The sequence below is a fragment of the Staphylococcus sp. MZ3 genome (genome assembly GCF_018622755.1).
GTDB lineage: Bacteria > Bacillota > Bacilli > Staphylococcales > Staphylococcaceae > Staphylococcus > Staphylococcus aureus.
Genome location: NZ_CP076026.1, coordinates 2,702,981 through 2,725,950 on the forward strand (window position 1 = coordinate 2,702,981; position 22,970 = coordinate 2,725,950).

Here is a 22,970-nt window from a genome sequence, read left to right on the forward strand (position 1 = left end):
TGAGGTGTCTGTACATGACACTTATATCATCAGACACATCATATTCATATCGTTCCATTTAGTGATTAACTCCCCAATGTTGCTGCCATTACTGCCTTAATTGTATGCATTCTATTTTCAGCTTGATCAAACACTTTTGAATGTTCACTTCTAAAGATTTGGTCTGTAACTTCCATTTCAGCTAATCCATATTTTTCATAAATTTCTTGTCCATAAAGTGTATTTGTATCATGGAATGCTGGTAAACAATGTAAGAATATCGTTGAATCTTTACCTGTTAAATCAAACATCTGTTGATTCACTTGATAGTCTTTTAATAAATTAATACGTTGTTCAAATTCACTTTCTTCACCCATCGATACCCAAACATCTGTATATATAGCATCTGTATTTTCAACTGCTTCTGCAATATTATCCGTAATCATGACTGAACCACCATATTGACTCGCTTTTTCTTTTGCAATATCAACATATGCCTCTTTTGGATTTAATGATTTAGGTGTACAAATTCTTACATTAACACCTAACATAGCACCTGCTACCATTAATGAATGCGCAATATTATTACGTCCATCTCCAACGTAAGTTAAGTTTATTCCTTCTAGATATCCAAAATTCTCTTTTATTGTCATAAAATCAGCTAACATTTGTGTAGGATGCCAATCGTCTGTTAATCCATTCCACACCGGCACACCAGAGAACTTCGCTAAATCTTCAACAGCTTGTTGTGAAAAACCACGGAATTCAATACCATCGAACATTCTACCTAATACTTTCGCAGTATCCTCTACAGATTCTTTTTTGCCTAATTGAATATCATTTTTCCCTAAAAATTCTGGATGCGCACCTAAATCAATAGACGCAACTGTAAACGCTGCACGCGTTCTCGTCGAATTCTTTTCGAATAGTAGTGCAATATTTTTTCCAGATAAGTAGTGATGCTTAATACCGTTTTTCTTATACTCTTTTAATGTAATTGCAAAATCAATAAGTCCTTCGAATTCTGCTTTGGTAAAATCACTTTCTTTTAATAATGATCTGCCTTTTAAATCATACGGTTTTTGAATTTCTGTCATTATTTTCACCCTCGCTTCTATAATTTATTACGTTAAATGTCTTCTCTGAATAGTGGTTGACTCATACATCTAGGGCCCCCACGTCCACGTACCAGTTCGCTACCAGATATTTCAATGACTTTTATGCCTTTTTGTCTCAATAAATCATTCGATACATAGTTTCTATCGTAAGTCACTACAACGCCTGGTCTTATACATAATGTATTTGAGCCATCATTCCATTGCTCTCTAGCACCATCAATGACATCACCATTTCCTGTTGGAATGAATTGGATATCATCTATACCTAGTACGTCTTCTAAAGTATCTTTTAAATGACTAGATTGTTTGATGGCAATATCTTTATTTACGTCATCATATTCAATAATAAATATATTCATATTGCCTTCTGCCTTTAAAATGGCTGAATGCATTGTAAATTTGTCATAATCTATCATTGTAAATACTGTATCTAAGTGCATAAAAGTTCGACTAGTTGGAATTTCAATTGCTACTACTTTTTTAAACGTCGCCTGCGGATTTTCAAAAATACGTCGCGCTAACTTTTCAATAGCTTGTGCAGATGTACGTTCTGAAACGCCTATAGCCAAGACATCTTTAGATAAAACAAGTTCATCGCCGCCTTCAATATTGAATGGGCAATCTCGATCTAACCAGATTGGAATATTCGCATCTTTAAATCTAGGATGATGCTTTACAATATATTGAATAAATATTGATTCTCGTCGTCGTGCTCTCCAGAACATCCGATTGATTGTTATACCGTGTCCTATTGAGGCTTGTGGATCTCTAGTAAAATAAAGGTTTGGCATTGGATCTAAATAGAATGGATACTTATCATCCATATACTCTACTAGATGTGTACATTTCGGATTAATTTCTTCCTTACGTACCCCTGACATTATTTTATCTACAAGTTCTTGATTAGAAAGTGTCGCAAATAATGCCTTAATTTCTTCTTCATGACCTAATATTGTTTTTTTAGACTCTGCTAATACATCATCAATAAATTCACTTCTTACTTGAGGATTTTCAATACTTTCAGCTGCTAACTTCTCAAGGTAAAGTACTTCAACACCCTCTTCTCTTAGCACCTGCGCAAAATGGTCATGCTCTTTTTGAGCTACTTCTAAATATGGAATATCATCAAATAGTAATCCATCTAAATAATCAGGTACTAAATTTTCTAATTCTTTTCCAGGACGCTTAAGTAACACAGTTTTTAAAGCTCCAATTTCGCTATTTACTTTAATTGGACCATCTGTCATGTCTATTTCCTCCTTTTATCTTTGAATTCATTTAGAGTATAGACAATCTTCAAACGCTTACATGTGATTATATTCACATAAAGAAAGTCGAAAATTTCATATCTTTTTGTTATACAATACATAATAATGGATTTTTATACATAAATAAAGGTATTTTGGGTCAAAATATGCATTTTTTATTCAAAAATACCCATAAAAACATGTTGTATAAAGTTTTTTATACAGTCAATTGAATGACTATGAATTCTTTCTTTCCATAAAAAAACGCGTACACAAGTTAATATTTGGTAACTAACTTGAGTACACGTGATACGAAACAAATTTTTATTATTCATTTGATACATGTCTATTTAAATAATTTTGCATATACGTATTCTGCCATATCATTTGAGGCAGTTAAGATTAATGTAGTGTCATTTCCACTCACCGTACCTAATATCTCTTCTATATTTAGCTGATCGATAAAATAGTTTATGCCTTGGGCGAAACCAGGTGAGGTTTTGACGATAATGTATGAACCATTGATGATTGAACTTAGAACTTCATGTTCACAATAGTGTCTAAACTTTTCTCTCATCTCTTGTTCTGTTTGATTATTAATAGCTTTATAAATCCATGTTTCACAATCGATAGGGACACGATATATATTAAGTTCTTTCAAGTCTTTAGCAATTGTTGTTGCACTATATCTTACACCAAAATATTCTTCAATATATGAAATGATTTGTTCTTTTTTATAAATCTTATGCTTTTTAACTATTGTAGAAACAATTTCTAATCGTTTACTTTTCTTCATATTGTAAACTCCTTTGGTAGTTACGTTTCTTGTATTAAAAAATAAATTCATGCATGTTTCATTTATAATTTAACACTTTGTTTTGCAAAAGATAATAAAAATACATGTAAATTTTTTGTGACAACTTTTAAAATGAATTTTGTATTCTAAGTCAGCATTTAATTATCACATATCTACTACTTGTAATGATTTTAGACTGCCGAGTAGTCTTTCGGCAGACAACCCTCACACTCCTCTCATCTAATTACAAAGAGAGGGTATACCTACAAAGTCAATTATCAATGTAGGTATACCCCATATATAAGCTGTATTTAAAATTTAATTATTTATAAGTGTTTAACATTACTTCTTCTTGTTTATATATTTTTACTCCACGCCTACTTCATTCCATGCTTCATACACCTGTTCAGCTGTTTGCTCGTCATATAAATCTTTAGCCGCTTGGTATAATGCATCTTTACAATCTTTGAAGTTTGAATTACTTGTTAAGTATTCCGTTAATGCTCGGTAGTAAATTTGTTCTGATTTAGATTTCCCTATTGCTTGAATCACGTTATAAGCTGCTTTATTTGGAATTCCAGAATTCGTATGTACGCCACCATTATCTTTTTCAGTGAATACATAGTCTTTCATATGAGCTGGTTGACCAAATTGTTCTGGGTTTGACATGCTGCGTAAAGCGTCTCCCTCTTTTCCAGGTGTGTAGACATCTTCACCCATTAAGAAATCCTCGTCATCTACAAAGTATCCAAAAACATCTGAAAAGCTTTCATTTAGAGCGCCTGACTGGTCCTTATATTCTAAGTTTGCAGTCTCTTGTGTCACACCGTGTGTTAATTCGTGTGCTACTACGTCATTTGCACCCGATAAACTTGTGAATGTGCGACCATCACCATCACCATAGATCATTTTGTCACCAATCCATGCGGCATTATTTCTGTTATCTTGACCACCGTAGTTATTAACATGCGTTAATGAAACAATTGGACTACCTTGGTTGTCATATGATTCACGACCAAATGTGTCTTTGTAATAATCATATGTTTGTTTAGCGTAATAATTTGCATCTACGCCAGCACGTTGCTCATCTTTTACGAAGTTTTCATCTTCATTAGTAATCAATGTTGCTTGACCTGTTTGATCATTAAAGCTAAATGCTGATAATTTACCTTGATGCGTTAAATCTTCTAGGCTAAATCCACCATCAATACTATTGATATTGATATCTTTTGTATCGCCAAGTACACCTTTTCCTTTACCAGTTTCTGCAGCTTCTTTAACTAAGTTCATTTTTTCTAAAATTTCGCCAGTTTGAGCATCAATTTTAACTTTCCAATGTGAAATTTCTGGTGTCACTGTAATTAACTCAACATTATAAACGTATTTATTACTGTCACCATCGATTTCAACTTTGTTTTCTTTAATGACTTTATCTTTAAGATTTTTCGCTTTATGCTTATCAATCTTAACTGCTTTAAATGCTTTGTCGGCTGCGTCATCTTTACTTAATGTCACTTTATTCGTTGGCTTTACTTTCTTCGCATCAGTATCCCCATTGATTAAAACGACTTTTCCTGATTTGTCTGCGTGTACTTTCACTTCTTTGTCAGGTGCATGAACACCATCAACACTCGGTTGCAATGTGTAATGCGTAAATCCCTTTTTATCAGTTTTTACATCAGTAACAGCGTAATCTTGATAAATATTTTTTACATTTTCGGATTTAGGTAATTCTTTTAATGCTTTGACCGCATCACTCTTTTGAGTCACCTCAAATTTAATATCAGAATTAGCTGGTTTATTGTTTGAATCAATCGCTAATGCTGCTGGTGATAAAGTGCTCAACAAGGTTACTGCTGCCATACTTGTAAATGCATATCTTGAAAATTTCCTCACATTTCATTCCTCCTGAAATCTTAAAAACAGCTTATAAATAAAATATTAATTTAATTTTTCAGAAAAGTAAATGATTATTTCTATTTATTTCGATACTTTTTGTTCGTTGATTTTATTTATTGATTCTTTTCTTTTTTAAAAATGTTATCTGTAACTAAATAAAATTTTAAAAATTGAGCTTAATTATATTTTAAAATTTATCAAGGCTTTATTTTTGTGAAAATATTAACAAATACAAAATGGTGCTCTATACACTTAATCAATGCTTGAAATATGTGAGATAACTATTTAAATAATCATGATCAAATAAACATTTTTATCAATTTCAAACAACTATGTAAGACGCAATAATCGTTATTATTTAATAAAAAAGACTAGAATGCGGTATCTCCCCTCACACTCTAGCCTTAATATGCCATTATTTTATTTACTTGTTTTGTATGGTGTATGTCCAACTGTTACTTCGACAACTCTATTATGATCAACGACAAACCAGATGCCTAATGTCTTTTTAGCATTTTGATAGTAAAAAATACCGCTATCAGCTTCCTTTGTTTTACCATTTTCTTTTTTCAAGTCCTTGCCATAAGCTTTTTGGATATCTTTTAATGAAATATTATTTTTAACTACAAATTGCAATTGACTTGCTTCGTTTCCTTTTGCAGAAACACCTTTAAAAGTTTGATTATATTTCTCTACTTTTTTTATCGTATTCGTTTTAGCTAATTTAATACCATTGAATTTCACATTATCATACTTAATCGCGTTAATAAAATTCTTATCCAGAATAAAATTAGCATTATTACCAATATAACCATTATAAGTATAATATGGGGTTATTGCTGCCTGTGCCTGTTTACTTGTTGGCGCCGAATTTTCAACAACTGTTACTCCAATCAGTGTGCCCAATGCTAATGTTGCTGCTACACAAACTTTACTGGTTTTATTCATAATTATCTCTCTTTTCCATACAAATATTTTATTCCTTACACTTTTATTATAACTTTTTCAGCCATAAAAATACTAATGATTATATTTATAAATACATAACAGTTTTGTTATACTAATTGAAGTACACAAAAAACAATGAAAATATTAATATCGCCTACTTTTCTAATATTTATTTTTTAAAATGATTATGGCAATATTGAAATAAATTATTTAGCTTCACGTATCAACTACTTTTCATTAACATGGAGGCGTTATATTTGAAAAAACTTCTTATTACCATCGTAATTATCGTATTAATCGGAGCACTTGGGTTCGCAATTTATGCTGCAATAAATCATTCTACATCATCAAGTAATAACCAAGAACAAGAAAATAAAGCTACACATAAAAAGACAGAAACCGAAGAAAATGATCAACAAGATGATAGTGCAGACAAAGCAGATAAAAATCAAAATAATGGCAATAACGATACTAATGACAATCAACCATCTTCACCGTCAAATGTTCCTAACAACCATTCAACAGCACCATCGAATACGCAACCAGCTCAGCCAAAAGACTCAAATTCAAATAAAAATAATACTCACGATGGTGGTAGTCAATCGTCAACAAACAACCAAAATAATCAACAACAGAACACACCACCTGCTAATAAATCAAATAATACCAATACGTCTTCTAAACAAACACCTCAAGCACAATCACCTAAAAATTAATCATTTACCTGATACGTCCACAAGTATCAGGTACATAAATTCAGAAAAACAGCAGTGAGATATTTTTCTATTTGAAATATCTTACTGCTGTTCTTTATTTGCATAATTCGCACTCTGTTAAATTCATATAAAAGTTCGCTTTAATGTCATTGACGTATGTATAAGCTCTCATGTTTAATAATATTAATACACCTTTAAAAACGCTTACACGAAAATTTTAGAAAGGAGGTACATGTTAAATGCTTGTTAGACACTTAAAACTACTCCAGTTTTTTATTAAAAATCCATCAAAGCACATTAGTTCTAATGAAATTGCTGAACATGTCAATGTTTCAAACCGCACAGTTCGCAATGATATCCATGTTATCAATAGCAATTTTATGGATGATATCATCGTAAGTATTAAATCTAAAGGATATCAATTAAATACATCGCAGTATACCTTAGAAACGATAACTGAACGTTACACGCATATTCAATCATATAAAGAAAAACTATTATTATCTATGGCGTATCAACTGCTAATGTACAATAAATCGCAGACATTGCAACAACTAGAGCAAGATTATCTATTATCTAAAACTGTGCTCAACGACTATTTCGTTCGAATTCAACAATGGTGTCAAAAATTTAATATCGCTTTAACAATCAAGAAAAAACAAGGTATTGTGGTCGATGGAACAGATAATGATATCACTAATGCCATCATCCATTTAAATCAATTATCATCAGGGCATGTACATGTTGAAGACCTAATTTTAAATGAATTACCTGATTCACACCAAAGGATGATTTCGCATATTATACAAGAGACACTTCAACAACATAGTATTGAAACAACTGATATTCAAATACAACAGCTTTTAATTCATCTCATTTTAATCATTAAACGTAAGCAATCTTTAAGTGAGCTAGACACGTTAAACCATGATGCAAAATTGATATCTCAATCTTGCATTAAGCAAATCAACGAAAGATTAGGTTATGACTTGAACGAAAAAGTAATCAATATGTTTTCATTCTTTATTGCTTATCATTTTAATAAACTCGATATTGGCATAGAACGTATATTTATACAAAGTTATATTGATCGCTTAATCGAATTGATGCAGCAACGTATTCATGTACCTTTCAATGAAGATTCGATTTTACAACAAAATTTATATAATCATTTTAGTAAAGCATATTTACGTATCACTCAAAACATTTATTTAAACAATCCTTTAGTTATAGAGATTAAAAAACTCTATCCCTTTGTGTTTAACACACTTTTTGAAGCGATTGATAAATTAGCAATTGATACTGATATAGAGATGAGCGAAGATGAAATTGCATTTTTAACAATTCATTTTCAAGCTGCCATCGAGCGTCGTACCAAAACACAATTAAATGTAGTCATTGCTTGTTATTATGGTCTAGGTGTGTCGAATTTTTTAGAAACTAAAATAAATAACTTATCCGAAGAGTTGTCAGTGATAAATACGATTAAACTAGAAAATATAACACACTATCACTTTGACAATGTAGATTTATTAATAACGACCCATGATATTCCAAAACAAACGCTAAACATACTTCCTAAGCACCTGACGACTATCAAGGTTGCACCATTATTTTCTGAAGATGATCGTCACAAAATCAGACACGTTGTGAAGCAAAAGCAAAATCCGGTTCAAGCACATCATCATATGGACACTGTCAATTTCCTTGTCGTAAATACTGAACAAAAATCACGGCATACTGTGCAAATTTTTGAAGAAGCTCAAAAAATATTACAAGCACATCATGCGATTGTAGAAGGATATATCGAATCAGCTTTAGAGCGTGAGAAATCATCTTCTACATACATAGGTAATTTTATGGCGATTCCTCATGGAGATCCTGAAAAAGTTTTACAATCACATGTGCTTATTTTTCGCACAAAAGATGTTTTTCCTTGGCGACAACACGATGTCAAACTTGTCTTTTTCTTAGCGATTTCGCATAAAGACAAAGCTTTTACAAAACAAATGATGCAATTAATTGCTAACTTGGATGATGATTCAGTGAACCATTTATGTAGTTTAGATGATCATAGTTTAAAGCAACAGTTATTTGAATACTTACAAGAATAATTGCCACTAGTAACGGTAATTATTCTTTTTTTTAGTATCGAGAATACGCTTACAATATAGAAAAGGAGATGATTTTATGAAAATTGTAGCTATTACCTCATGCCCAAATGGCATTGCACATACATATATGGCTCAAGAAAAGCTTGAGCAGGTAGCAAAAGAAATGGGTGTGGATATTAAAGTAGAGACACAGGGCGGTGTTGGTGCTGAAAATGTTTTAACTACGCAAGACATCGAAGAAGCTGACGGTGTCATAATTGCAGCTGATAAACAAGTTGATCTGTCCCGATTTGTTGGTAAACGGTTGATTAATGAAAATGTTCGCGAAGGGATTCATAATCCGAGAGGTCTAATTCAACGTATCATTAATCAAGATGCGCCTATTTATCAATCTGAAACAAATTATCATTCGAAAGATCGCGGTAAGTCTAAAAGTGGTATTCAAATGGTGTATCAACATTTAATGAACGGTGTATCGTTTATGGTTCCTTTTATCGTAGTTGGTGGACTCCTTATCGCCATCGCGCTGACTCTAGGCGGTGAAACGACATCAAAAGGATTAGTCATCCCAGATGATTCATTTTGGAAATCCATTGAAAACATTGGTAGTTTAGCCTTTAAATTTATGGTTCCAATACTAGCTGGATATATCGCTGTTAGTATCGCTGACAAGCCCGGTCTTGTTCCTGGTATGATTGGCGGCGCTATCGCTGCTGACGGTAGTTTTTATGGCAGTGATGCAGGCGCAGGATTTTTAGGTGGTATTGTTGCTGGTTTCTTAGCAGGTTATATCGCAAAGTGGATTAAAGATATTAAAGTTCCAAAAGCAATGGCACCAATTATGCCTATCATTATTATTCCCATTATTTCATCGGTCGTTGTAGGATTGATATTTATATTTTTAATCGGTGCACCAATTTCTAATATTTTTGAGGCATTAACAACCTGGTTAAAAAGTATGCAAGGTGCTAATATTATTATACTTGCGATGATTATAGGTGCGATGATTGCCTTCGATATGGGCGGTCCAGTAAACAAAGTAGCATTTTTATTTGGCTCAGCACTTATTGCTGAAGGTAATTACGCCGTTATGGGTATGGTCGCAGTTGCTGTATGTACACCACCAATCGGTTTAGGTTTAGCAACGTTTGTTCAAAAGTATAAATTCAATCATTCCGAAAGAGAAATGGGTAAGGCTTCCTTCACTATGGGACTATTTGGTATTACTGAAGGTGCTATTCCTTTCGCAGCCCAAGATCCATTGCGCATTATACCTGCAAACATCATTGGTGCAATGATTGCATCAGTCATTGCAGCCATTGGTGGTGTCGGCGATAGAGTCGCACATGGAGGTCCAATCGTGGCTGTATTAGGTGGTATTGATCATGTATTATGGTTTATCTTTGCAGTGATAGTAGGTAGTCTTGTCACAATGACTACTGTACTATTATTAAAACGCAATACACCAGTTATAGCAGTAGATGCACCAGCGCAACACACGCAACTTCATGATACAGATATTACACAACATGATACAGAGGTTGACAATGTAGATAACACCGCGAAACATTCACATCTCAATAAACCTTCTCATGTTTTTGATCAACAAACTATGATAATTACTGATCACGACATGTCTCGAAACGAAGCAATTGATATGTTGATTCATAAACTTAAAATTTGCCGTTATGTAGAACACACATCGCATTTAAAAAATGCAATCCTAGAACGTGAAATGGAGTCTACGACAGCTATTGGCATGAACGTGGCCATTCCACATGCAAAGTCTGATGTTGTAAAACAACCGATTGTAGCTGTTATGAAAAATAATCATGGTGTTAAATGGGAGAGTCTAGATGGTAGTCTACCTCAATTGATATTCTTAATTGCCGTACCAAACAACAGTCAGGATACACATTTAAAAATACTTCAGCGCTTATCTAAAGCGTTAATGAATGATGAGACACGCCAATCACTAATTAATGCAAACAGTACTACAGAAATTTATAACTTATTAATGAAAATATAGAGGAGTTTTAACTATGGCATTATTTTTACAACCCGTTTTTAAAGACAGAATTTGGGGCGGTCATGCATTAAAAGCATTTAACTATGATATCCCTAATGAAACAACTGGTGAATGCTGGGCAATTTCTGCACATCCAAATGGTCCTAATACAATTATCAATGGTCCATACAAGGATATGACCCTAGATCAACTTTGGTCACAACATCGTGAATTATTCGATAATGATTCACGAGATAGTTTCCCTCTGCTAACTAAAGTATTAGATGCCAATGATAAATTATCTGTTCAAGTTCACCCGGATGATGATTACGCTTTAAAACACGAAGGCGAACTAGGTAAAACAGAATGTTGGTATATTTTAGATGCAGCCCCAGGTGCTGAAATTATATATGGCGTACATGCACATAATAAACAGACGTTAATCGACATGATTGATAATCATGAATTTGACAACCTTTTCAAACGTATACCTGTTAAGCCCGGTGACTTTTATTATGTTCCTGCTGGCACTGTCCATGCCATTGGATCGGGTATTTTAATTTTAGAGACACAACAATCATCCGATACGACATACCGTATTTATGACTATGATAGACGAGATCAAAATGGTCAATTGCGTGATTTGCACTTAGAACAAAGTAAAGATGTGATTGAATTAGGCAATCATGAACCAAATACTACTCCTATAACAACTCACATCGACACACACACTGTAACTCAATTTGTAGATAATCAATATTTTGCAGTATATAAATGGGATATTCATGGAGATTTAAAATTCAATAAACCACATGCTTATTGCTTAGTTACTATTATCGATGGTACTGGTACTTTAACAGTAAACGATAAGCACTATGACATCCAAAAAGGTTCTAGCTTTATTTTAACTACGGAAGACGAGGATATTCACTTTGTCGGTAATATTAGTGCTATAGTAAGTCATCCTGGATAATAGCAATGATAACAACCGTCCCATAAAAGACAGAAATTACTATCTCTTCTGTCTAAAAACATAAAAATCCACACATTAAGGAGCTATAACCTAATGTGTGGATTTAATTTTTATTCTGTAACGTTACTTTGGTCAACTTTTTCAGATACGCGCTTCATCAATGGATCTGTTACAGGTTTTAAAATTAAACCTACAACGAAGAATCCTATACCAAATAACGTTAATATAATTAATTTTGTAATTAGGATTTCCGGAACAATACCGCCTACTGTTTCACGTAATGAATCAATTGCATACGTAAATGGTAAGTATGGCGAAATGTTTTGGAAAAATTGTGGCGTAGTTTGAATTGGGAATGTTCCCCCACCACCTGCAATTTGTAATACAAGCAATACGATTGCAATGGCTTTACCTGGGTTACCAAGTAATGATACGCACGTATATACGATTGAGTTGAAAATAATCGAACAGAAAATCGTTATAAGTACAAATAATACAGGTGACTCAACTCCTGCTTTTAGGATTAACAAATCTCCAACCGATACAATGAGTGCTTGCAACATACCAAGCATTATAAAGAATCCTGCCTTACCTAAGAACACTTGTCTTGTCGTTAAGACTGACTCTAGACTCTTATGTTTATTATCAACCGTTAATAAACTTACCATCAAGAGTGCACCTACCCATACTGACAGTGCAGTATAGAATGGTGTCATACCTGAACCATAATCCTTAACTGGGAAAACATCAACAGTCTTCTTATTAATAGGATTTGCAATAATACCCGCTTGCTTTTTCAAATCATTCTTAAGTGTGTCGATTAATTTGTCGACTGCATCATCTTTGTCTAATTTCTTGAAAATTTTATTCGCTTTTTTCAAATCTTTTTCAACATCAGGCAATTTATTTTGAGAAAAATCAGCTAAATCTGATAAAGCCTTTTTCGCTTGTGGCTGATTTTTATTTAGTAATCCTACCGCTTGATCATAACCATTTAATAACGTTGGTAAATTTTTATTCACACTTGCTGTCGCATTAGTTAATCGCTGTTCCAACTGTGGTAAGTCATTGCGCACAAAGTTAGCAGCTTTAGCTACATCACTTTTCACTTTCGGGAAGTTTGCTTGAGCATTTTTAACAGCACTAATGTATTGTTGTTCAATACTTGGTAATACTGTTTGTAAGCGATCAATACGTGTTTTACCATTTTTTAAAATAGCTTGTCCACTGTTAATGACTTGATCAATTGTATTTAATTTAGACTGAACATTGGATAATGCAGTTTGCCCTTTGTTCAATTCATCCATAATACGTTGTGATATTGATACTAAAGAGCTGTTAAGATCTTTTTTAACATAATCTCTAAATGATGATAATGATGAATCTAGTTTTGAAAGTTGATCTAGTAATTTAGTAGCTTCAGCAGTTCCTGAACTACCATTCTTTAATGCATTGCTTAATTGATTAACTAACCTTAATGATTCATTAATTCGATTATTAGCTGCTTTTACCTTATCAATTTCTTTTGATAAATCAACATTTTCATTCTTCTCAATCTCTTTTAATGTATCGATAAATTGTTGATTATATTGCGTTGTGTATTCTAAACCGGACTTAACATTATCTAAAGACTCTCTAAAATCAGAAGGCTTGTCCGATGCTAAAATGCCATACGAAATATTACGTAATGCCTGACTATCTTTTTGTGCGGCTTTCGCTTGGGTATCTAAATTATTTGATAATGATAATAAAGAGCCCGTTAATGCCGCTTCCATTGATTTAACATCTTTATCTGTAATGTTTTGTGTGTTCTCGTTAGCTGTGCTGACTTGTGTTGTTGTTATATCTGCAAAACTTTGACCATCTTTTTTCCCGCTTGTACTTTGTGGTGTAGTCGATACAGGCGCATTATTACTATTTGGTGCGGTATTTTGCGTAACATTATTATTTGGTGCAGTATCGCCACTTGGTGCACTTGGTGGCGTTGATGCTACACCATTACCAGCTGCAGGTGCACTATTTGATGTTTCGTTGTTCGCCGCGCTATTTTGAGGAATCTGTTGCTGGTTTCTTCGATTTAAATCTTGCGCGCGTCGAATTGCATCTTGATAATCACCGACTCTACTTCTAATTTGTGTGACGAAGCCTTTGGCATCATTTAACTGTCCATTAGCTTGATCAATACCTTGACTCGCAATGTTAAGTCCTTGATTAATTTTAGGGAACTGCGCTGGCACGTCATCAGCTGCAAAATTTAACGCTTTTTCAATTTTCGGCATATAATTATTTAAAGCTAATATCAACTTAGCCTTTTCATTAAGTTGCGGAATAGCACCATTGACTTCGTTTAATTTTTTCTGAGCATCTAAAATATCACCTTTATAATTTCCTAGTTTTCTAAAATCATTGGCATATTTATCTAAATCCGCTTGGTGGTTATTCAAATATACAATTTTATTCGCAAAGTCATTAATCTTAGGTAAAGCTTTATCTGCTGAATATACCGCATTTTTTATCTTGTTAATTGTCGGCACATTTTCTTCAATAGTTAAACCTGCTTTGTTAGCTTCTTCTAATAATGCTCGAGTTACTGTTTTATTAAATTGTTCATTCGCTTTTTCAACGACAACTGACGAACCAGTATCTGTTAGCTTAGACGCAACAGCGTTAATCTTCTGATTCACCTTAAATTCTACATCTGCTTTTTGAGGCTGCTTACGTAGTGTCCCTGTAATTTCATGTGTAAACTTAGATGGGATGTAAATACCTGCAAAATATTTACCCATTTTTATCTCATGATCAGCTTTCTCTCTACTTACAAACTGCCAATCAAAACTTTTATTTTTCTTGAGTGTATTAACCATCGTATTACCGACATTAACTTTTTTCCCTCTGATTGTGTCGCCTTTATCTTCATTAACGACTGCGACCTTGATGTGTCCCGTGTTGCCATATGGATCCCACATTGCCCATAAGTTAAACCAAGCGTAGAACGATGGCAAAATAGCTAAGCCTGCTAAGATAATCCACACAGCTGGCGTCTTAGCTACTTTCTTCAGATCCATTTTAAATAATTTAAATGCGTTCTTCATTGTCACACTCCTATGTAGGAATTATTCATATTTTTTATATATTTTTTGTAAATTAATTTATTTTTGCGTTGTGAATTAGTATAATCAATTTACTGGAAGATATTTAGTCGATTGATACCTATCAACTATTTTCAGCATACGATAAATTATAACAAATCATAGTTTATTATCACACTTAATTATTATATTTTTCAAGGGAGAATACGAAATATGCCTAAAAATAAAATTTTAATTTATTTGCTATCAACTACGCTCGTATTACCTACTTTAGTTTCACCTACCGCTTATGCTGATACACCTCAAAAAGATACTACAGCTAAGACAACATCTCATGATTCAAAAAAATCTAATGACGATGAAACTTCTAAGGATACTACAAGTAAAGATATTGATAAAGCAGACAACAATAATACAAGTAACCAAGACAATAACGACAAAAAATTTAAAACTATAGACGACAGCACTTCAGACTCTAACAATATCATTGATTTTATTTATAAGAATTTACCACAAACCAATATAAACCAATTGCTAACCAAAAATAAATACGATGATAATTACTCATTAACAACTTTAATCCAAAACTTATTCAATTTAAATTCGGATATTTCTGATTACGAACAACCTCGTAATGGTGAAAAGTCAACAAATGATTCGAATAAAAACAGTGACAATAGCATCAAAAATGACACTGATACGCAATCACCTAAACAAGATAAAGCAGACAATCAAAAAGCACCTAAATCAAACAATACAAAACCAAGTACATCTAATAAGCAACCAAATTCGCCAAAGCCAACACAACCTAATCAATCAAATAGTCAACCAGCAAGTGACGATAAAGCAAATCAAAAATCTTCATCGAAAGATAATCAATCAATGTCAGATTCGGCTTTAGACTCTATTTTGGATCAATACAGTGAAGATGCAAAGAAAACACAAAAAGATTATGCATCTCAATCTAAAAAAGACAAAAATGAAAAATCTAATACAAAGAATCCACAGTTACCAACACAAGATGAATTGAAACATAAATCTAAACCTGCTCAATCATTCAATAACGATATTAATCAAAAGGATACACGTGCAACATCATTATTCGAAACAGATCCTAGTATATCTAACAATGATGATAGTGGACAATTTAACGTTGTTGACTCAAAAGATACACGTCAATTTGTCAAATCAATTGCTAAAGATGCACATCGCATTGGTCAAGATAACGATATTTATGCGTCTGTCATGATTGCCCAAGCAATCTTAGAATCTGACTCAGGTCGTAGTGCTTTAGCTAAGTCACCAAACCATAATTTATTCGGTATCAAAGGTGCTTTTGAAGGGAATTCTGTTCCTTTTAACACATTAGAAGCTGATGGTAATCAATTGTATAGTATTAATGCTGGATTCCGAAAATATCCAAGCACGAAAGAATCACTAAAAGATTACTCTGACCTTATTAAAAATGGTATTGATGGCAATCGAACAATTTATAAACCAACATGGAAATCGGAAGCCGATTCTTATAAAGATGCAACATCACACTTATCTAAAACATATGCTACAGATCCAAACTATGCTAAGAAATTAAACAGTATTATTAAACACTATCAATTAACTCAGTTTGACGATGAACGCATGCCAGATTTAGATAAATATGAACGTTCTATCAACGATTATGATGATTCATCAGATGAATTCAAACCTTTCCGCGAGGTATCTGATAGTATGCCATATCCACATGGCCAATGTACTTGGTACGTATATAACCGTATGAAACAATTTGGTACATCTATCTCAGGTGATTTAGGTGATGCACATAATTGGAATAATCGAGCTCAATACCGTGATTATCAAGTAAGTCATACACCAAAACGTCATGCTGCTGTTGTATTTGAGGCTGGACAATTTGGTGCAGATCAACATTACGGTCATGTAGCATTTGTTGAAAAAGTTAACAGTGATGGTTCTATCGTTATTTCAGAATCCAATGTTAAAGGATTAGGTATCATTTCTCATAGAACTATCAATGCAGCTGCCGCTGAAGAATTATCATATATTACAGGTAAATAAGTATTATTAAACCCGTAAAATTTATAAGTATAAACAAGGAGTTCGGACTTAAACATATTTCTGTTCATAAGTCCGATTTCTTATTCAATTAAACCCGAGGCATTCAGTTCGAACGCCTCGGGTCATTTTATATAAATATATTATTTTATGTTCAAATGTTCCTCATCATATCCGTTTCAATTGCCATCTCACACATTTTATAAATATGAGCAAATGTACTTATTCTCAAACATTACTGCCGAGCTTTAATTGACGTTATATTAACTATAAACTACTTTTCCATGACTCTACGGATTCAATGTCACATGAGCGTGATAAAATTTGTTCAATAATAAAGTCATGTTTATCATCTGATCTATCACCAACAGCATCTTCTAAAACAGTAATATAATAGTCTTTATCTACACTTTCTAATGCCGTGCTCAATACAGCTCCACTTGTAGAGACACCCGTTAATACTAAATGATTAATATCATTTGCACGTAAATAAACTTCCAAGTAACTACCTGTAAATGCGCTAAAGCGTCGCTTAGAAATAATCGGCTCATCTTCTAGTGGTGCTAAATCTTCAAGTATTCGTGTAGATGCATCTGCTTCAGTAATCGCATATCCTTGAGCTTTAATTGTTGAAAACACTTTATTACTCGAGGAGACATCATTAAAATGCTTATCTAACACTAAACGTATGAAAATGACTGGTATTCGATGTTGTCTTGCTGCTTCAATTGCTCTCTGATTCGCTTTAATAATATTTTTTATTCTAGGTACACTACTCGCTATACCTTCTTGCATATCCAAAACTAATAGCGCCGTTTTTCGAGACATCTTCATTCTCCTTTACTTGTGTAGTTCTAAGTCGTTAAATTCATTATAACGTTAAAATGATGGACAATCTATTCATTGCATTTTGCATATACTTCACAATAATTTAAGGGGAAATAAGACGTCTTATATACTTAAAAAAAATATATAGATGCTCTTCCCCCAATATAATTATGCTTTATTTTTCAACTTATTGCGTCGTGATAACCAAATCATTAGTACACCCATTGCACCAACAATTACAGATATCGGCAACCAATGTTCTTTTATCGTTTCCCCCGCTTTAGGCAAAGATACATTACCATCAGCATTTAATAATCCACTTAACAATCCATTACCTTTACCAAGTGTTAACGTCTTTTCTGGCTTTGGTGTGGGTATATCTGGAATACTGTCTAATAAATTTGATCCTTGATTCATTAAATTTGCTAACTTATTTAAATCTGTCGTTTTCCCATTTTTATTCAATCGATCTAGTAAACTTGGACGATTTACTATTGGTGATAAAATATAGTCTATATCTTTTTTCGTTTGATTGAGTCTCTTTTGTAAATTCAATAAATCATCCGCTTTACCATTCAATGCCGATTTAACTAAATTAAAAATTTTATTTTGATCTGTTTCTATTTTAGTAATTAAATCTGCCAGTAATTTTGCCTTTTGTCTTTCTATACGTGTTGCTAAAATCGTTTCAATTGCTTGTTTTTTATCTTTGGCATTATTCAAAATTGCTTTTAATATATCATCTGAAGACGTGTCGCCAGTTGATGCAAAATGTTTCTTCAATTGGTCAACGATTTGGCGATTTGATAATCCTTTATTCGTCCAATCTTTAGCCAATTTATCTGCTTCAGATTTTCCTAATTTCGTTTGTAAAATTTGAGAAATCAATAGCGACTTATCTTGTGATTGATCAATCAATGACGTTAATAAATCATCACTCGTTGTCAGAGATAGTTGATCAATATGACGAGTAATTTGATCTGCAATTTGTTTATCCGTTTTACCATCAACACGTATATCTTTTAGAATTTTATCTGCCTCGTCTTTATTAAATATACTTTCTAAAATGCTTTGTGTAGCATACTTTTTATCATCAGTACGTGCAAGTTCTTCCAAAATAATATTTCGTTGACTTTTTATACGCTCTTTCGTCTTATTTACTTCGCTCATTAAGTCTGATTTTTGATTTTTAGGAAGTTGCGTATTTGCAATACGTTGATCTAAAGATTGTAACGTATTTAGTTTATGATATGTGTAATGTTGCGTTGAGGCATTACTTTTAGCCAATTTTTCAATCATAGCATGATTAATTTTATCGCTTCCTTGTAATTTATCAGTGAGTCGATTACTATGGCTTTGATTCTCTTCATTTGAAAGAAATTTATTTAACACAACATGTCCAGAACCATCATTATTTGGCGTTTTAGCTACTTCATGATTATTATCTGTTGTAGACACTGCTGGATCTTCGGATGTATCTTTCAATGCATCTTTCGATTTGTGTATTTGCTGATTCAAATGGTCTAGTTCTTCTAACGCCTTATTTACCATTGCTTCATCATTTTTATCATCTTTTTCTCCATGTTTTGTTGTAGCCGTTTGTGACATATCATTTTTCATTGCATTAAGATTGTCCTCACCACTTTGTTGACCCCTATCAACATTTGAAGAAACCTCATTTAAATCTTTAAGCAATTGATCTAATTTACTGTCTATATCACTTTGACCGTTCATTTCAGTGTGAGAACTTTTATTGTCTTTGCTATCCAACTCATTAGCTCGTTTTATGATTTCATCTATTTGCGATGCTGTTTTCGCTTCATTTAGTTGTGCTTTATAATGTGCTTTAGATGAAGCCGATAACTGTTTTAATTGCTCAATTTGACGAATTGCTTTGTCAACTTTGTCTAATAAATCTTGCTTAGATAATATCTCTTTTGAAATTTCAGTATCCTTTTCAGATGCAGCTTGGGCATCGTACGGCAAGATATTCGTTAAAATGATACTTGTCGCCATCATTGTCGAACACGATAACTTTACATATAATTGAAACGGTTTCCCTCGATATTTAGCCATCAACATACTCCTTCCTCACTTACTTCCTTCAAAGAATTACATACTATTATATACCTGTTCACAAGAAATTTACACTTATCTATCTAGTTATTGTTGTTAGTAATTATCCACTTATTACTTAGCTTATATTTAAGTAAACAAAAAAGCATGACGTAATATCATATTGTCCATGTCGCTAACATCATATTACGTCAAATCTTTTATATTAAATGATGTTTTATTTTAGACTGCTTTTTCTTTTTAGCTTTCGAGCGCCTGTTTAAAAACTTGCTCGAATTGTTCACGCGAGATTTCGTGTGCATGTGCTTTTTGTGCTAATAAAGCATCTCGAAACTGTTGTTGATCTTTCAAACTCTCTAACATTTGTATTAATTGGTCTTTACTTTCCATTGTTATCTCATCATTATGCTCAAATAAGTGCTCTGATAGTGTTACTTTAGCATGGTGTGCTGTTTGACGATAACCTAAAATCAACAACTCATAGTCAAACGCTTGTTCCACCGCATTTAAAATTTCATTACCCTCATTAATATCAAGATAAATATCACATAACTGGTATAGTTCATTTACCCTATCTATATTAATAGATGGGTATAAATGCACATTAGCATATTGATCAAGTTGCATTAGCTTATCAGACATCTCTGTAATAGCAGCGATGTGAAAATTAAAATCTGGTAAAGTTTCAACCAATACCTTGATGTTACGAAGTTGATCCGAGTTAGTTAATATTACAATTTCTTTAGTATATCTATTACTACTACGATAGTTATATAGATATCCGCCTTGTAAAATACGAGATTGAACCTTTGCGTCTGCTATATTGAGCATCGTTTCATATTCGTTTTTATCTGGAATAATAATATTACAATGTCGTTTCATATCACCTTTACACATCAATTGCATATTTCCCGGGACATTACCATTACAGTGTTCTTGCCATACCAAAACATCACTACCTTTTGATGGCAAATTATATAACACTGAAAATGGTAGGGCTAGTGAGTTAATAACGAAATGATGTTCCGTAATTTCAAGTTGCTTGATAAAAAATAATACGAATGCGAGCTTTGAAGGGAAAAAGTAAGACTTCCCTTGCCAATCCAATATGACATCCGATGTTACAAAATTTTCATAAATCACTTCTTTACCTTCTGCTGTCATATATTTCTTCAAGATCGCTTTACGATTTAAATCGTAAACAGTTTGTGCAAATTTAATACCATTCTTAGAATAATAATCGACAAATCGGACACGTTGTTGGTCATCAAACCATTCGACACGACTAACAATTCTAGGGCGCTCTCCACTTTGATAAAATATTTTGCCTCGTAGACGTCCCATATCATTAATTGTAGCCGAATTGTTGTTACCTTTAATTTCCCAAAAAGCTGGTACAGTAACCTGATTAAAAAATCGTGGTTTCATATTTTCTGAATTATGATTATCTGCAAAAAATTGATACGGTGATATAACATCGTCCGGTAAAAAGCCGTTGTCATTGAGTACAATTGTTAAATCTTCCTCCAACTTACTGGCTTTAAAAGACTCATATAACTTTCGTGAATGATCGTTAAAGTAATCAAATAATTTAATCATGCAGCACCTCTTGAACTAATGTTTCCCATTTTAAAATAATATCTTGAGTCATAAATTGCTGTGCCACTTCATAAGAGATGTCATGTGGTGTCTGGGGACCATTGTTAAAATACATTACAATGGCATGAGCTAGTTTTGCGACAACATCATCCACACTATCTTCATCGGTATCAAAAGGTACCAAGTAGCCATTTTCCCCATCTCGAATAAAGGTTGGGTTACCATAATTCACATTTAATCCAATCATACCTAGTCCTGAGCCTACCGCTTCCATTAGTGTTAACCCAAAACCTTCGCTAGTTGATGCAGAAAGAAATAACTCATAATCATTATAAATTTCATCAAGTTTAACATGCCCTAGTAAACGAATATAATCTTGTGCGCGGTGTGTATCAATAATTTTACGCAGTCGCGTCTTCTCGCTACCTTCTCCATAAATATCAAATGTTAATTCTGGCACTTGTCGTTTAGCCACGATAACCGCTTTGACAAGCCAATCAATATGTTTCTCATTCGCTAAACGAGATGCACTAATCATCGCATATGGCTTTCTTGATAATGTTGGATATGATAATGCATCAATGCTTCCCACAGGAATAGTATAAACACGTGGGCGATAACCTTGATATTGCTCAAATTGTCGACAAACCATATGATTTTGAATATCTGTTGCTGTAATAAAGAAATCAATGTATTTAGCTTTTGAAAATTGATATTCATAATAATTGTTCCATAGTATATGCTGCTCACTCATCATATTATTACTATAATGATCAGCATGAATCACAACACCAACTTTACTATCACCTTTATGCTGCAAAACAGCCTGACCAATATCAGAAGCGCGGTCTAATATGACAATATCGTCTCGGGTTAAATTCAATCGTTGTAAAAAGTATGCAATAAATTCCGTTTTGTTATACAACACCGCATCTTCAAACACATATATAGAGCTGTCTCCATCAATATATTCGTTATAAGCGATGGAACCATCTTCATTATAGAATTGTCGCATATATAATTTCGCTTTATTATCAGCTGGTGCATAATACTCAGAAAATATACGCGTATAACTATAAAAATCTTTACGTACTAACATACTATTAATTACAAATTCTGCACGATCCACAACATCTTTTTGTTCATTTTGTAGATAACATGTTACAAATGATGATTTCCCATTAAAATATAGACGGACTATCTTACCATTTCTTTCTCTAAAACTAATTTCATGACCAAGCTCACGTTCAATGTCATCTAACGTGTACGTTGTTGGTGCTATAGAAATATCACTAAAATACTGATACAACCAAATAACTTCTTGATCTTTAAACCCAATGTTTTGCGTTAATGTCTGTATGTTCTCTGACTGTATAAAATCTAAAAACACAAATTTAGTGTCTTGATTTGTACGTCTCAATAATTTAGCACGGTAAGCTTGTGCATATTCAACACCGCTACTCGCCCAGCCTATACCAAAGTTTATATTATATATTGTCATGCGCTACCC

Annotated in this window: 16 protein-coding genes; 5 read left to right on the forward strand and 11 right to left on the reverse strand. The window is 33.0% G+C overall.

Going from position 1 to position 22,970, the window contains the following annotated elements:
- Positions 1–65 precede the first annotated feature (65 nt).
- The 6 genes from argF to isaB form a co-directional block, all read right to left on the reverse strand.
- Positions 66–1,076 (reverse strand): ornithine carbamoyltransferase, encoded by a 1,011-nt coding sequence (gene argF / locus KI230_RS13320; protein ID WP_000136166.1) that lies wholly within the window; start codon positions 1,074–1,076, stop codon positions 66–68.
- Positions 1,077–1,108: 32 nt separating this feature from the next.
- Positions 1,109–2,344, reverse strand: coding sequence for an arginine deiminase (gene arcA / locus KI230_RS13325; RefSeq protein WP_000129411.1), 1,236 nt, complete (start codon positions 2,342–2,344; stop codon positions 1,109–1,111).
- Between the two features lie 176 nt (positions 2,345–2,520).
- On the reverse strand, positions 2,521–2,688 hold the full coding sequence (locus tag KI230_RS13330) for a hypothetical protein (RefSeq protein ID WP_001792441.1): 168 nt from the start codon (positions 2,686–2,688) through the stop codon (positions 2,521–2,523).
- Positions 2,689–2,690: 2 nt separating this feature from the next.
- On the reverse strand, positions 2,691–3,140 hold the full coding sequence (locus tag KI230_RS13335; RefSeq protein ID WP_000748760.1) for an arginine repressor: 450 nt from the start codon (positions 3,138–3,140) through the stop codon (positions 2,691–2,693).
- A 366-nt stretch (positions 3,141–3,506) separates the two neighbouring features.
- The gene (gene aur, locus KI230_RS13340) at positions 3,507–5,036 is read right to left on the reverse strand and encodes a zinc metalloproteinase aureolysin (protein WP_001225027.1); all 1,530 of its coding nucleotides are present in this window, start codon (positions 5,034–5,036) and stop codon (positions 3,507–3,509) included.
- 423 nt (positions 5,037–5,459) lie between these two features.
- Positions 5,460–5,987 carry an immunodominant staphylococcal antigen IsaB gene (gene isaB / locus KI230_RS13345; RefSeq protein WP_001044561.1) on the reverse strand — a complete coding sequence of 176 codons (528 nt, stop codon included), beginning with the start codon at positions 5,985–5,987 and terminating at the stop codon, positions 5,460–5,462.
- A 257-nt stretch (positions 5,988–6,244) separates the two neighbouring features.
- Here isaB and KI230_RS13350 point away from each other — a divergent pair, with 257 nt between their 5' ends.
- The 4 genes from KI230_RS13350 (at position 6,245) to manA (ending at position 11,798) form a co-directional block, all read left to right on the forward strand.
- A complete protein-coding gene (locus KI230_RS13350; RefSeq protein ID WP_000734792.1) occupies positions 6,245–6,703 on the forward strand; it encodes a hypothetical protein in 459 nt (152 codons plus the stop codon).
- Between the two features lie 239 nt (positions 6,704–6,942).
- Positions 6,943–8,817 (forward strand): BglG family transcription antiterminator, encoded by a 1,875-nt coding sequence (locus KI230_RS13355; protein WP_214958284.1) that lies wholly within the window; start codon positions 6,943–6,945, stop codon positions 8,815–8,817.
- 76 nt (positions 8,818–8,893) lie between these two features.
- The gene (locus KI230_RS13360; RefSeq protein WP_000706114.1) at positions 8,894–10,846 is read left to right on the forward strand and encodes a PTS fructose transporter subunit IIABC; all 1,953 of its coding nucleotides are present in this window, start codon (positions 8,894–8,896) and stop codon (positions 10,844–10,846) included.
- Positions 10,847–10,859: 13 nt separating this feature from the next.
- Complete coding sequence (gene manA / locus KI230_RS13365) at positions 10,860–11,798, forward strand: mannose-6-phosphate isomerase, class I (RefSeq protein ID WP_045178215.1); 939 nt, start codon at positions 10,860–10,862, stop codon at positions 11,796–11,798.
- Between the two features lie 110 nt (positions 11,799–11,908).
- Here the strand turns inward: manA and KI230_RS13370 are convergent, their stop codons facing one another.
- Positions 11,909–14,890 carry a YhgE/Pip domain-containing protein gene (locus KI230_RS13370; protein WP_000785094.1) on the reverse strand — a complete coding sequence of 994 codons (2,982 nt, stop codon included), beginning with the start codon at positions 14,888–14,890 and terminating at the stop codon, positions 11,909–11,911.
- Between the two features lie 210 nt (positions 14,891–15,100).
- On the opposite strand from KI230_RS13370, the gene KI230_RS13375 reads away from it, so the two are divergent.
- Entirely contained in the window at positions 15,101–16,960 is a 1,860-nt protein-coding gene (locus tag KI230_RS13375; RefSeq protein WP_001125614.1) for an amidase domain-containing protein, read from the forward strand.
- 264 nt (positions 16,961–17,224) lie between these two features.
- On the opposite strand, the gene KI230_RS13380 is transcribed toward KI230_RS13375, so the two are convergent.
- The 4 genes from KI230_RS13380 to gtfA form a co-directional block, all read right to left on the reverse strand.
- Entirely contained in the window at positions 17,225–17,785 is a 561-nt protein-coding gene (locus KI230_RS13380; RefSeq protein ID WP_000088195.1) for a cysteine hydrolase family protein, read from the reverse strand.
- A gap of 168 nt (positions 17,786–17,953) precedes the next feature.
- Positions 17,954–19,861 carry a GA module-containing protein gene (locus KI230_RS13385; protein WP_214958285.1) on the reverse strand — a complete coding sequence of 636 codons (1,908 nt, stop codon included), beginning with the start codon at positions 19,859–19,861 and terminating at the stop codon, positions 17,954–17,956.
- Positions 19,862–20,101: 240 nt separating this feature from the next.
- Positions 20,102–21,460, reverse strand: coding sequence for an accessory Sec system glycosylation chaperone GtfB (gene gtfB, locus KI230_RS13390; RefSeq protein ID WP_000593147.1), 1,359 nt, complete (start codon positions 21,458–21,460; stop codon positions 20,102–20,104).
- Entirely contained in the window at positions 21,453–22,961 is a 1,509-nt protein-coding gene (gene gtfA, locus KI230_RS13395; RefSeq protein WP_000158427.1) for an accessory Sec system glycosyltransferase GtfA, read from the reverse strand. The genes gtfB and gtfA overlap by 8 nt, the downstream gene beginning before the upstream one ends.
- Positions 22,962–22,970: the final 9 nt, after the last annotated feature.